The organism is Mycobacteroides immunogenum (genome assembly GCF_001605725.1).
Classification (GTDB): Bacteria; Actinomycetota; Actinomycetes; order Mycobacteriales; family Mycobacteriaceae; genus Mycobacterium; species Mycobacterium immunogenum.
This window is the reverse complement of the sequence record NZ_CP011530.1, coordinates 4897814-4910956: the sequence shown is the minus strand read 5'-3', so window position 1 is coordinate 4910956 and position 13143 is coordinate 4897814. Positions and strand designations below refer to the sequence as shown.

Annotated in this window: 12 protein-coding genes; 10 read left to right on the top strand and 2 right to left on the bottom strand. The window is 64.2% G+C overall.

Annotated elements, in window-relative coordinates; all coding sequences use genetic code 11:
- The first annotated feature begins 91 nt into the window (after positions 1–91).
- The 5 genes from ABG82_RS24320 (at position 92) to ttfA (ending at position 5722) form a co-directional block, all read left to right on the top strand.
- Positions 92–577 (top strand): SRPBCC family protein, encoded by a 486-nt coding sequence (locus ABG82_RS24320; protein ID WP_078343683.1) that lies wholly within the window; start codon positions 92–94, stop codon positions 575–577.
- A 51-nt stretch (positions 578–628) separates the two neighbouring features.
- On the top strand, positions 629–1165 hold the full coding sequence (locus ABG82_RS24315) for an SRPBCC family protein (RefSeq protein WP_043076835.1): 537 nt from the start codon (positions 629–631) through the stop codon (positions 1163–1165).
- A gap of 39 nt (positions 1166–1204) precedes the next feature.
- Positions 1205–2122: an SRPBCC family protein gene (locus ABG82_RS24310; RefSeq protein ID WP_043076834.1), complete on the top strand. Its 918-nt coding sequence runs from the start codon at positions 1205–1207 to the stop codon at positions 2120–2122.
- Positions 2123–2284: 162 nt separating this feature from the next.
- The gene (gene clpB, locus ABG82_RS24305) at positions 2285–4831 is read left to right on the top strand and encodes an ATP-dependent chaperone ClpB (RefSeq protein ID WP_043076833.1); all 2547 of its coding nucleotides are present in this window, start codon (positions 2285–2287) and stop codon (positions 4829–4831) included.
- Between the two features lie 159 nt (positions 4832–4990).
- Complete coding sequence (gene ttfA, locus ABG82_RS24300) at positions 4991–5722, top strand: trehalose monomycolate transport factor TtfA (RefSeq protein ID WP_043076832.1); 732 nt, start codon at positions 4991–4993, stop codon at positions 5720–5722.
- Here the strand turns inward: ttfA and ABG82_RS24295 are convergent.
- Positions 5719–8517: an MMPL/RND family transporter gene (locus ABG82_RS24295; RefSeq protein WP_043076831.1), complete on the bottom strand. Its 2799-nt coding sequence runs from the start codon at positions 8515–8517 to the stop codon at positions 5719–5721. The genes ttfA and ABG82_RS24295 overlap by 4 nt on opposite strands.
- Positions 8517–8984 carry an MmpS family transport accessory protein gene (locus ABG82_RS24290; RefSeq protein WP_043076830.1) on the bottom strand — a complete coding sequence of 156 codons (468 nt, stop codon included), beginning with the start codon at positions 8982–8984 and terminating at the stop codon, positions 8517–8519. The genes ABG82_RS24295 and ABG82_RS24290 overlap by 1 nt, the downstream gene beginning before the upstream one ends.
- A gap of 122 nt (positions 8985–9106) precedes the next feature.
- On the opposite strand from ABG82_RS24290, the gene ABG82_RS24285 reads away from it, so the two are divergent.
- Genes ABG82_RS24285 through ABG82_RS24265 form a run of 5 tightly spaced genes read left to right on the top strand, consistent with a single transcriptional unit; the run spans position 9107 to position 13142 of the window.
- Positions 9107–9898 carry an SDR family NAD(P)-dependent oxidoreductase gene (locus tag ABG82_RS24285; protein WP_043076829.1) on the top strand — a complete coding sequence of 264 codons (792 nt, stop codon included), beginning with the start codon at positions 9107–9109 and terminating at the stop codon, positions 9896–9898.
- The gene (gene pyrE / locus ABG82_RS24280) at positions 9885–10457 is read left to right on the top strand and encodes an orotate phosphoribosyltransferase (protein WP_043076828.1); all 573 of its coding nucleotides are present in this window, start codon (positions 9885–9887) and stop codon (positions 10455–10457) included. Before ABG82_RS24285 ends, pyrE begins: the two co-directional genes overlap by 14 nt.
- On the top strand, positions 10454–11356 hold the full coding sequence (locus ABG82_RS24275) for a hypothetical protein (protein ID WP_043076827.1): 903 nt from the start codon (positions 10454–10456) through the stop codon (positions 11354–11356). Before pyrE ends, ABG82_RS24275 begins: the two co-directional genes overlap by 4 nt.
- Entirely contained in the window at positions 11349–12023 is a 675-nt protein-coding gene (locus tag ABG82_RS24270; protein ID WP_043076826.1) for a TrmH family RNA methyltransferase, read from the top strand. The genes ABG82_RS24275 and ABG82_RS24270 overlap by 8 nt, the downstream gene beginning before the upstream one ends.
- A gap of 21 nt (positions 12024–12044) precedes the next feature.
- Complete coding sequence (locus ABG82_RS24265) at positions 12045–13142, top strand: glycoside hydrolase family 76 protein (RefSeq protein WP_043076825.1); 1098 nt, start codon at positions 12045–12047, stop codon at positions 13140–13142.
- Position 13143 lies beyond the last annotated feature (1 nt).

The window sequence follows — 13143 nt, the reverse complement described above, 5'->3', positions numbered from 1 at the left end:
GCTTAGTTAATCAATTCAATCACCTCAGTCGCCAGTTTCGCGGGGTACAAAGGGTGTCAACACCAACGATGGAGTGCGCACTGTGGGCGACATGAATGGCCCGGCGGATGTCGTCGCCGATTTCTTCTATCCGCATACTCCGGAGCGTGTGTGGAGGGTTTTGGTCGACCCCGACGTCATGGGTGACTGGTTCGTCGAGCAGGTCGGCTTTCGTCCGGAGGTAGGTATCCGGTATCGGCTGATGGATCTGCCGGTGCCGATTGCCAACTATTCGGGGAACATCGCATGCGAAGTTCTAGTGGCTACGCCAAACGAAGAGCTGGCGATTTCGTGGTGGGATACGAAGCTGGATGCCCCGGTTGCCTGGCGAACCACGTGGACTCTTTGTGCGGTGCCGGACGGGACCATGGTGACCCTGGGCCGGCCTGCGTTCGATAGCGATGACCCAGCTGTTCGCAGGATGGCCGCGCTTTCGGATCTGTTTTGGCCGACCGCGATGGCCAAGCTCGGGCGTCTCATTGATCGTGCAGCGACTATGCCGACAGGTGACGGTGATATCGAGCGTTCCTGCGGATGAGTTTGCTTGGCTAACAGATGAGAACACGGCGGTGACCCAGATTGATGGGGTATGAAAGATAACCCAACCAATCTGGAGAGTGCCGTGCCCGACGACGCGAACGACATCGCCACCATCGTTCTTGACCAGTTCTATCCGCATCCGCCTGCGCGAGTGTGGAGCGTGATGGTGTGTCCCGATGCCATGGAGGAATGGCTCATGGACCCGGTTGGATTTCGGCCTGAAGTAGGGACTCGCTTTCGTTTCATCGCCTTCCCGATACCCGTCGCCGACTTCTCCGGTGCGCTGTCTTGTGAAGTGCTCGCGGCTACCCCCAATGCGGTGCTGTCGATGCGCTGGTGGGACATGAAGTCGTCAAAGCAGACGGAATGGACCGTGACCTGGACTCTGCAGGAAGTTCCCGGAGGAACCATGGTCACCCTGCGTCACGAAGGGTTCGATCTCGACGATCCCGCCTCGCGGATCTACCGAACGCTCTCCGAGCGCGGCTGGCCCGGGACGATGGGCAGGCTCGGGCGATGTATTGACAGCGCACCGCGTGGCGGCGATCAACCGCCGCACTGTTTGGTCACTGATGTATCCGCCTGATCGCCCACACGCATCGCACAACTGCGGTATCCCAGGGGTATGACAGCGTCGCCGGATGACCTCACATCGGTGACCGTTGGGCAGTTCTTCCCGTATTCGGCGGAGCGGGTCTGGCATGCCATCACCTCGCCCGCCTCGATTTCGGACTGGACGACGGACATCGGCAGAGATTCGGTCGCCGCGGGGAAGACGTTTGGGTTCACCACCTTCCCGATGCCTGAGGTGAATTTCGGCGGCCATGGGGATTGCGAGTTCACCGATGTGGTGCCCAACGAACGCCTGGCCTATCGGTTCACCACCCCCGAGAGTTCCCTGGATCTGCAGGCCACCTGGACTTTGCACCCGGAGTCGGGTGGAACGCGATTATTGGTGGTACATAACGGATTTGACGTCGCGAATCCGATTCATGACCGGCTCAGGATTCTGGTGCGGGACCTCTGGACATTGGTGATGTCGCGCATCGGGGAACTGATGGCCGAGCCGCCCGATGATGCGGGGCCCCCGCCCGATGATGCGACGTCGTTCAGCCTGGCGGAGTTCTATCCCTACCCGCCGCAAACGGTCTGGCAGGTCGTCACGTCAAAGGAATTCGTGGGCGATCTGGTGAACGATCACGATCTGGGGCCGGTCCACACGGGTGAGCGGCTCAGCGTGACCACGTATCCCATTCCGATTGTCGGGTTCGGTGGTCGCGTGGACATGGAGTTTCTGGAGGTGCGCGAGCCCGAGCTCATCGTCTCCGCGTTCGAGATCCCCATCATGGGCGGGACCACCGCGCTCACCATGACCTGGCGGTTGCGGCCGCTCGATGGCGGGACGCAACTGTGGTTCACGTTGAGCGGTTTCGATCCGCAGTCCCCGCTCAATCGTCAGGTCCGGTCGGTTCTGCGGGGTGGGGCGATTCCGGTGCTGTCGCGGCTCGGTGAGTTGCTCGAGGGGCGCGGCCATCGGACGTGAGCGCCGGAATCGGGTCGGCAGGCACGATCCCATGCCGTAGGGACCTCAGGTGTGATGAGCTAGACACGGCACCCAGAAAAAACTCAAAGTTGAGCGGAACAGACTCAAGATTTTATGCGTTGGAACTACTGACCGACTTTTCTCTCAACCAATGGAGGTGTTGTGGACTCGTTTAATCCGACCACGAAGACTCAGGCCGCGCTGACCGCTGCCCTCCAGGCAGCGACCACCGCAGGCAACCCCGAAATCCGACCCGCCCACTTATTGGTGGCGCTACTGAGCCAGCCCGATGGCATCGCCGCGCCACTGCTGCAAGCCGTGGGCGTCGACGCCGCAGCCGTCCGTAATGAGGCGCAGGCCATCGCCGATCGGCTACCGCAGGTCAGCAACGCCAGTGCCAACCCGCAGCTATCGCGTGACTCGATTGCCGCCATCACCACGGCGCAGCACCTTGCCACCGAGCTCAACGACGACTACGTATCCACCGAGCACTTGCTTGTGGGTCTGGCCACTGGCGACTCCGATATCGCCAAGCTGCTCGTCAACCACGGCGCCACGCCACAGGCACTGCGTGATGCCTTTGTCCAGGTACGCGGCAGTGGCCGGATCACCAGCCCCGAGCCCGAGGCCACGTTCCAGGCGCTGGAGAAGTACTCCACCGACCTGACCGCCCGTGCCCGCGAGGGCAAGCTTGATCCGGTGATCGGGCGCGATACCGAGATTCGGCGTGTGGTCCAGGTTTTGAGCCGCCGCACCAAGAACAACCCGGTCCTGATCGGCGAGCCGGGTGTCGGCAAGACCGCGATCGTGGAAGGGCTGGCCCAGCGCATCGTCGCCGGCGACGTGCCCGAAAGCCTGCGCGGCAAGACCGTCATCTCGCTGGACCTGGGGTCCATGGTGGCGGGGGCCAAGTACCGCGGTGAGTTCGAGGAGCGGCTCAAGGCTGTCCTCGACGAGATCAAAAACTCTGCCGGACAGCTCATCACCTTCATCGACGAGCTGCACACCATCGTGGGCGCCGGTGCCACCGGCGACTCGGCGATGGACGCCGGCAACATGATCAAGCCCATGCTGGCTCGTGGTGAGCTGCGCCTGGTGGGCGCCACCACGCTGGATGAGTACCGCAAGTACATCGAGAAGGACGCCGCCCTGGAGCGTCGCTTCCAGCAGGTACTGGTCGGTGAGCCGTCCGTCGAGGACACCATCGGCATCCTGCGCGGTATCAAGGAGCGCTACGAGATCCACCACGGCGTCCGGATCACCGACTCGGCGCTGGTGGCTGCCGCCACACTGTCGGATCGGTACATCACCTCGCGCTTCCTGCCGGACAAGGCCATCGACCTGGTCGACGAGGCCGCGTCCCGGCTGCGCATGGAGATCGACTCGCGTCCCGTCGAAATCGACGAGGTGGAGCGGGTGGTCCGTCGTCTCGAGATCGAAGAGATGGCCCTGTCCAAGGAAGAGGACGAGGCCTCCAAGCAGCGGCTGGTCAAGCTGCGTGAGGAACTGGCCGACAAGAAGGAGCGGCTCGCGGAACTCACCGCGCGGTGGCAGAACGAGAAGAACGCCATCGACGCGGTTCGCGACCTCAAGGAGCAGCTGGAAGGACTCAAGGGTGAGGCCGATCGGGCCGAGCGCGACGGCGACCTGGGCAAGGCCGCCGAGCTGCGCTACGGCCGCATCCCCGAGCTGGAAAAGCAACTGGAACAAGCACTTCCAGGATTGGACCAGGACGGGAACGTCATGCTGAAGGAGGAGGTCAGCCCCGACGACGTCGCCGATGTGGTGTCGGCGTGGACCGGCATTCCCACCGGGCGTCTGCTGGAAGGCGAGACCGCCAAGCTGCTGCGCATGGAGGACGAGCTCGGCAAGCGCGTCGTCGGCCAGAAGAAGGCCGTCGAAGCCGTCTCCGATGCGGTGCGCCGGGCGCGAGCCGGTGTCGCCGACCCGAACCGGCCCACCGGATCGTTCCTGTTCCTCGGTCCCACCGGTGTGGGCAAGACCGAGCTGGCCAAGGCCCTCGCGGACTTCTTGTTCGACGACGAGCACGCCATGGTGCGCATCGACATGTCCGAGTACGGCGAAAAGCATTCGGTGGCACGGCTTGTCGGTGCTCCTCCTGGCTACGTCGGATATGACGCCGGTGGTCAGCTGACCGAGGCGGTGCGGCGGCGCCCGTACACGGTGGTGCTCTTCGACGAAGTTGAGAAGGCGCACCCGGACGTGTTCGACGTGCTGCTGCAGGTGCTCGACGAGGGACGGCTCACCGACGGTCAAGGCCGCACGGTGGACTTCCGGAACACCATCTTGATCCTCACCTCCAACCTGGGGGCCGGCGGCTCCGAGGAGCAGGTGATGGCCGCGGTGCGTGCCAAGTTCAAGCCGGAGTTCATCAACCGTCTCGACGACGTGCTCATCTTCGAAGGTCTGGACCCCGAGGAGCTGGTGCGGATCGTCGACATCCAGCTGGGGCAGCTGCAGAAGCGGCTCGCTCAGCGCCGGCTGACGCTGGAGGTGTCCGAACCGGCCAAGAAGTGGTTGGCGGCGCGTGGGTTCGACCCGATTTACGGGGCGCGTCCGCTGCGGCGGCTGGTGCAGCAGTCCATCGGTGACCAGCTGGCCAAGCAGCTGCTGGCGGGCGAGGTGCACGACGGTGACGTGGTGCCGGTGAACGTGAGCGCCGACGGCGAATCGCTCATCCTGGGATAAGTAGCTGTCGAGTGTCGACTTATCGTGCTGTCTACTCGGACTTTCGCGCGGTAAGTCGACATTCGGCGCTATCGAGAGCCCATTACGGACCGGTAACTCTGGGTCACGATCCGACCGCTCCGTGCAGCACATGGCCTGGCACCAGTTAGGCTGTCGCGGATGGCTCTACTTTGGTTCACGCTGTCCGCACTCTGCTTCGTCTGTGCGGGCGTGCTGCTGTATGTGGATATCGGTCGCCGCCGCAGTCGCGGACACCGGCGTAAGTCGTGGGCGCGATCCCACGGCTTCGACTACATGGCGCAGGACAAAGAGATCGTTAAGCGCTGGAACCGCGGCGTGATGTCCAGCGCCGGATCGGCCGCCGCCGCCAATGTGGTGCTCGGACAGATCCGTGGTGAGGCCGTCTACGTCTTCGATCTGGAGGATGTCGCGACGATCATCGCGTTGCATCGCAAGGTCGGCACGAACGTGATGGTGGACCTGCGGCTCAAGGTCATGCAGGAGCCCCGCGAATCCGATATCTGGCTGCTCGGCGCCATCGGCCCCCGCATGGTGTACTCCACCAACTTGGACGCCGCCCGTCGTGCCTGCGACCGGCGCATGGTCACCTTCGCGCATACCGCACCCGAGATCGCTGAGGTGCTGTGGAACGAACAGCACTGGACACTGGCCGCACTGCCCATCAACAGCAATCGCGAGCAGTGGGACGAAGGCCTCAAGGCCGTCCGGCAGTTCAACGATCTGCTACGGGTGCTGCCCCCGTCCGGTGAATCGGCACCGTCGCCCATCCAGGCCGCAGAACGCCCCAGCCGGCCCGTCGGCACTGCCGCAGCGCCCGCCGGCGACCGCCAGCCCGCCCCGGTGGGGCAGGGCCAGCCGCAGAGCCACTAGGAACGCCGCCAGAGCTGATTCATCGGCAACGGCCACCAGAACTTCTTGTCGAGGATTACCGCGAGCGTGGGCACCGTGAAGGTGCGCACGACGAACGTGTCGATGATCAAGCCCAGCCCGATCGTCGAGCCCATCTGAGCGACATTCACCAGACTCGAGCCCATCATCGCGAATTGCGTCATCGCGAACACCAGCCCCGCCGTCGTCACCACTCCGCCCGTGCCGGCGATGGCGCGGATGACACCCGTTCGGATACCGGCACTCATCTCTTCCTTGAAGCGTGACGCCACCAGCAGGTTGTAGTCGGCACCCACCGAGATAAGAATCGCGAACACCGCGACCGGCACCGACCAGTGCAGCTGGATGCCCAACACGTGCTGCCAGATCACCAATGCCAGCCCGAGGGTTGATGCGAACGACACCAGCACCGAGCCGATGACGATCAACGATGCCACCAAACCGCGCAGCAAGAGCAGCACCACGGTGAAGATCACCGTGAGGCAGCCGATCATGATCAGCTTTTCATCGCGGTCCAGCATCACCCGCATATCGCCGATAAGCGCCGCCGGACCGGCGATCTCGATCACACTGCCTTCCAGACGAGTGCCCTTGAGGGCGTATTTCATCTCGTGAGCCAGATCCCGCACGCGCTGGATGCCCTCGTCGCCGTAGCTGCTGCCATTGCCGATGACGATCATGCGGGTGGTGGTGCCGTCCTCGGAGAACATCATCTTCAGGTAAGGCTTGAATCGGGGGTCCGAGAGCAACTGGGCGGGAAAGTAGAAGTAGTCCCCGGTACCCGCGCTGCTGTGACCGAGGTCCTGCATCAGGGAGGTCATGGTGTCGATCTGCGACATCATCTGGCTCATCTGATCATTGGTCTCGGTCATCAGGTCCTGCATCGAGGACATGGAGTCGAGCATGCGCGGCATGGTCCGTGCGGCCTGGGTCAAACCTCCGGTCATGGATCCCGAAGTGCTGACCAGGCTGCGCATTTGGTCGGTGACGCTCGACATGTTCTCGAAATTCGACAGGGTGGATCGTGCGCCCGCACATAACGGGTCGGCGGCGCAGTTAGGTTGTGCTCGCACCGCCTCGCGGGCCGGCCCCATTACCGAATTAAGCTGTGATTTCAGTTGATTCAAGCTGCTTTGGATCGGCCCGGCCGCCGCGCTGAATTGGGCGGCGCTCTGCTGCGCGGTACGTAGGGTGCCCTGCAGCCCCTGCAGGGTGGACATCATCGAGTTCATGTTGTCGGTCATGGCGCGCATCCGCTGCTGCCGCTGTTCCATGACGATCTTGTTCTGCGACATCATGGTTCCGGCCATCCCCACGCTGTAGGTGAGGGAGGTTTGATCCATCGGCATACCCGTCGGCCGGGTGATCCACTGCACGGACGCGACACTGTCCAGTTTGGTGATCTGTTGTGCGGCCTTTTCCAGGAGTCCGATATTGGCCGAGGTGCGCAGGTCCTCCGGGGCGCGGATGAGGATCATGTCGGGATTCATCTGTCCCGCGGGAAAGTGCTCCTGAATCGCGTTCATACCGGCCGCACTGGGCATGTCCTTGGGGATGAACTGCAGTTCGTCGTAGTTGAAGGAGGCGGTGGGTATCACCATCATGAGCACGATCAATGTGGCAAAGGTGGTGATGAATATGGGTTTGGGCCAACGTGCCACCCGAATGCCGACCCTGCGCCACAACCGTGTGGACCGCATCGTGGATTTGGGCTCGAACCAGCCGAATCGGCGCGCACCGATCAATAGGGCGCCGGGAGTTACCGTCACCGCCGACAGCACGGTGAAGATCATGGTGATGGCGCCCGGTATGCCCATCGACCTCATCATGTCCAGTTGGGCAAATGTCATGCAGGACAACGCACCTGCGACTGTCAGGCCGGATGCGATCACCACGGGCGCCACCCCGCGGTACCCGGCGCGGAAGGCAGCCTCGACGCTGAGGCCCGCGCGCCGGCCCTCTTGATAGCGGCCGATGAAGAAGATGGAGTAATCGGTGCCGGCACCCAGCGCCAGCGCCCCCATCAAGGCATTGGTCATCATCGACGTCGGAATGAGCCCGGCCAGTGTCAGGAAGCTGGCGATCGGGGTCGCGATTCCGACGGCCACACCCACGGTGATCAGCGGCAGGAAGGCGACCACCAGGGAGCGGTAGACCAACAACAGCAGGCCGCCCACCAGCACCACCGACAATCCGCCGATGATCACGACATCGCGCATCATGGTGTTGATCTGATCGGCGGCGGCCTGACTCGTCCCGGTGGCGTAGATCGTGGTGCCCGGAGGCTTGGCAATGTCATCGATGATGTGCTGCACCGCTTTTGCCGACTCCATGGCCTTGGGGCCACCGATTTCCCCGGATAGCTGGACCTGAGCCAGGGCGACCATCTTGTCGGGGCTTTCGGATGCTGTCGCGAACTGCGGATCCGACCACATGTCCATACCGGGCTCCACATGGGCGGTATCGGCCCGTAGCTTCTTCATCAGTTCGGCCCGGAACTGACGGTCCTCTTCGGTGAAGGGCTTGTCCTTGACGACCACCACCGCGGCGGTGTTGTTCGACTCGGATTCGCCGAAGGCCTTGGCCATGTGTTTGAGCGCGGCCGCCGACTGCGTGTTGGTGGGCATCATCGGGCTGCCGTGCGTCAGTGCGAGCTCTTCCAGGTTGGGTGCCAATGCCATCAGGCCACCGGCCACCATCATGAGCAGTCCGATGATCGCGCCGGCGTGCCGACTGATGACACCGGCGAAGTGCCCGAATAGGGGATTGTCGTGCATCACCGACCACCTTGCGGGCCGAGCTTCTGGAATGCGACGAGGTTGCAGCTCACCGAGGGAGTGCGGCTGGTGTCGGTCTTCTCGTCGGCGACCTTGCCGTCGACGGTGATGCGACAGGTGACGGTGTCCGCCGAAATCGCGGTGACGCCGGCGGTGAATCCGAAGTCGCTGGTGGTCAGGCTGGCATGCCAGGGGGCGGTGCCGTTGTAGAGCTTGGATTGGCCCTTCTCGTCGAGGTAGGACACCGTGACAGGCTGCCCGCCGCTGGACACCTCATAGGTCACGGTTTTGGGTTGGCTGAGCGACATGGCGCTCACGGCCTGTGCGGTGGGGGCGACCTCAGCGGTCGGCAGTGCAACCTTTGGCGCGGTGGTTATGTAGGCGCCCGCGGCAGCCCACAAAGTGATGAGTACCGGGTAAATCCAGCGCTGACGCGCGATGAGCCACACCACTAGGCGGTCGAACATTTCGCGATGCTAGCAACGCTTCATCGGGCAAGCGGCAATTCCGAACAATTTGTACTAGTAACTATTAGTACCGGTTATATGGTGGGGTGGCGCATCCACTCGGCCGGGTACGCTGACCAACCATGGCTGCCACGAATTCGGTGCGCCCCGTGGCGCTGATCACCGGTCCCACCTCGGGTCTAGGTGGCGGTTTCGCTCGCAAGTACGCCTCGTTGGGATATGACGTGGTGCTTGTCGCCCGTGACGAACAGCGGCTGGTCGCGCTGGCCGACGAACTCACCTGCCGGTTCGGGGTCCACGCCGAGGCGCTGCCCGCCGATCTGGCAGAGGCCGCCGATCGGGCGCGGGTCGCCGAGCGCGTCGCGGCCGGGGTGTCGGTGTTGGTCAACAACGCCGGATTCGCGACGGCCGGCGAGTTCTGGACCGCGGCGCCCGAGCTGCTGCACGCGCAACTCGACGTCAACGTCACCGCCGTCATGGAGCTGACGCGCGCGGCCCTGCCCCCGATGGTCGAGGCGGGCGCCGGCACCGTGATCAATGTGGCAAGTGTGGCCGGGCTGGTGACCGGGCGCGGTTCGACGTACTCGGCATCCAAGGCCTGGGTGGTTTCCTTCACCGAGGGGCTGGCAAATGGACTGTTGGGCACCGGCGTTGGTATGCATGTGTTGTGTCCCGGATTCATTCGCACCGAGTTCCACGAGCGGGCCGGAATCGAGATGGACACCATTCCGGAGTTCATGTGGCTTCAGGTCGATGACGTGGTCAACGCCTGCCTGCACGATATTGCCGCCGGTAAGGTTCTCAGCGTTCCCGGGGCGCAGTACAAGGCGATCACATCGGTAACACAGGTAATACCAAGAGGTTTGGTACGGAAATTCAACAGCGTGGTAGGACGGGGTCGTGGCAGAACTTGATTTAGGACCGGATCTCAACGCGGCCGAGCGTGACGAGTTGGCGGCGTTGGTCCGCGATATCGCGGTGGTACACGGCAAGGTGACGTTGTCGTCGGGCAAGGAGGCCGACTACTACGTCGATCTGCGCCGTGCCACGCTGCATCACCGGGCCGGGGCGCTGATCGGGCGGCTGGTGCGCGAGCTGACCGGCGACTGGGACTACGCGGGAGTCGGTGGTCTGACCCTGGGGGCCGATCCGGTGGCCACCGCCGTCATGCACGCCCCCGGGCGGCCCATCGATGCGTTCGTGGTGCGCAAGTCCGTGAAAGAACATGGCATGCAACGGCTTATCGAGGGATTCGATGTGGCGGGGCAGAAGGTTCTGGTGGTCGAGGACACCAGTACCACCGGCGGTTCCGCGCTTACGGCGGTGCGTGCGGTGCGGGAGGCCGGGGGAGAGGTGATCGGGGTGGCGACAGTCGTCGACCGCGATACCGGTGCCGCCGAGGCCATTCGCGCCGAAGGTGTTCCTTATCGGTACGTGCTGGGACTGACGGATCTCGGCCTGGCCGGATCGTGACCTTCCGTAGGGCCCTGGCCGCGCTGCTCGCCGGGGCCCTCATTTTGGCTGGCTGCTCCAAAGACCCGGAGAAACAACTGGTTTACGGTGCTCAGTCGGCCAAGATCGGTGAGACGCAGAGTCTGCTGGGCTGGAACCTCAGCGTGGCCAATCTTCGATTCCAGAACGGGTACGTGCTGTTCGACGTCACCGGTGCGGCTGCCACCGCAGGGCAGAAACCCAGTGCCGCCGAGGATCTGCGCTTCGGGCTGTACGGGTCGCTGGCGCACCCGCTGGAAGCGCCGGCATTGAACGGCTGCGCGGGTTTGACCGATCTTTCGATACATCCCCTGGCCGCGCAGGCTCCGGATCGTCTCTCCGGCACGGTGTGCCTGGGCCCGATGCAGAATCAGAGTGCGGTGCGTGGCGTCTACGCGTACTCGGCCAAGGACCGGATAGCGGGAACCACCGTGGCCTATCCGGTGGCGTACCCGATGGGTCTGCTGCCCACTCCGCAGAACGACTCCGGTCTGGTGATCATCACCAAGAGCATGGAGGCGTGGCGCGCCAGCGGTCAGCAGATCAGTCAGGTGGATCTGGGCGATCCGAATGCGTTCACCGGCAACGGATACTCACTGCTGGGGCTGAATATTTCGGGGGTTGCGGCGCGCTATCGCGACGAGTCGGCTGCCCGTGGCGGTCCACTCATGGTGACGGTGACGCCGACACTGCCGGGCCCGGGCCTGCCGCGCAGCTGCGCGGTCTACGGCGCGTCGGTGCTGGTGCTCCCCGACGCTGCCCTCGACGCGGTGCAATTGCAGCCGTCGTTGTGCCTGCAGGGGGAGATCAATGCGGCCGTGCTCGCCGGGACGCTCTCGGTGATCGGCACGCACGCCGCCGTGTGGATGAATCATGGGTGAGGAGTCAATGGACGGCCCCGCTGAGCCGTCGCTGTGGGGAGCCACCGGCAACGGTGTGGGGCCGTGGGCGAGTGAGCGGGGTCTGCCGCTACCGGAAGACCCGCGCTACGATCCGGAGCTCCTGCGTGATGGTGATGCTCGCAATGTGGTTGACGCCTACCGCTATTGGCGACGTGACGCGATCGTGGCCGATATCGACACCCGGCGGCACCGGCTGCACATCGCCATCGAGAACTTCGAAAACGACGCCAACATCGGCACGGTGGTACGGACGGCCAACGCGTTCGCGGTGCACACCGTGCACATCGTCGGCCGGCGCCGCTGGAACCGGCGTGGGGCCATGGTCACCGATCGCTATCAGCATCTGATGCACCATGACAGCACCGACGAGCTGCTGGAGTACGCGGTGCGGGCGGGGCTGGCGGTGGTGGCCGTCGACAACGTGCCCGGCTCGGTGCCGTTGGAGACGGCGCGCCTGCCCCAGGACTGTTTGATGGTGTTCGGACAGGAAGGTCCTGGCGTCACCGACGCGTCGAAAGGCGGTGCGGTGATGACGGTTTCGATTGCGCAATTCGGGTCCACGCGCAGCATCAACGCCGGGGTGGCGGCGGGGGTCGCCATGCACGCCTGGATCCGTCAGCATGCCGACCTGAACAGGGCGTGGTGAGCCGCGCCTAGTATCGGGTGCATGGATGTGCTGTGGGCGAACCGTGCCAGTAGCGCCGAAGCCGCGATTACCGCACGGCACCTCTCGTCGCTGTGGCATCTGCCGGGGATGCGGCTGGGCATCGTCACCTGGCCGCCGGCGCCGGGTGCCACCTGGTTCAAGAATTGGCACTACTGGTGGCAGGCGCATCTGCAGGACTGTCTGATCGACGCGCAACTGCGTGACCCGCGCCCGGATCGGCTCAAGTACCTGGCGGATATGCAACGCGCACACCGCTTTCGCAATGTCTTCATGTGGACCAACCAGTACTACGACGACATGGCCTGGTTGGCGCTGGCCATGCAGCGGGCCTCCGAGCTGCTGGGTCTGGAGCGTCCTCGCGCGCTCAATCGCCTACGGCAGCAGTTCCTCGACGCGTGGATGCCGCAGTACGGCGGTGGCATCCCCTGGCGCAAGCAGGACAGGTTCTTCAACACTCCCGCCAACGGACCCGCGGCAATCGTGTTGGCGCGCACCGGAAGAGTGTGGCGGGCCGAGGTGATGTCCGACTGGATCGACAAGACTCTCGTCGATCCCGACTCGCATCTGGTGATCGACGGCATCCAGGAGGACGGCACCCTGGAACGGGCCACCTACACCTACTGTCAGGGTGTGGTTTTGGGGCTGGAGACCGAGCTGGCGGTGCGCACCGCGGAGCCGCGGCATGCCCAGCGGGTGCACCGTCTGGTCCACGCGGTCAAGGATCTGATGACCGACGACGGTGTGATCCGGGGCAGCGGCGGCGGAGACGGCGGGCTGTTCAACGGCATTCTGGCCCGCTATCTGGCGCTGGTGGTCACCACGCTGCCGGAGAACTCTGCGCAGGACACCGACGCGCGCACCACGGCCCGGGACATCCTGCTGGCCTCCGCCGAAGCAGCGTGGGACAACCGGCTGACGGTGGAGGATCTTCCGTTGTTCGGCGCGGACTGGACGCGCACTGCCGATCTGCCGACCGCACAGTCGGCGGCGTCGCAGTTCATCGCCGGTGCCGTCAATCCTTCGAAGGTGCCCGAGCGGGACTTGTCGGTGCAGCTGTCCGGATGGATGCTGCTCGAAGCCGCGCACGTGGTCGCCTGAG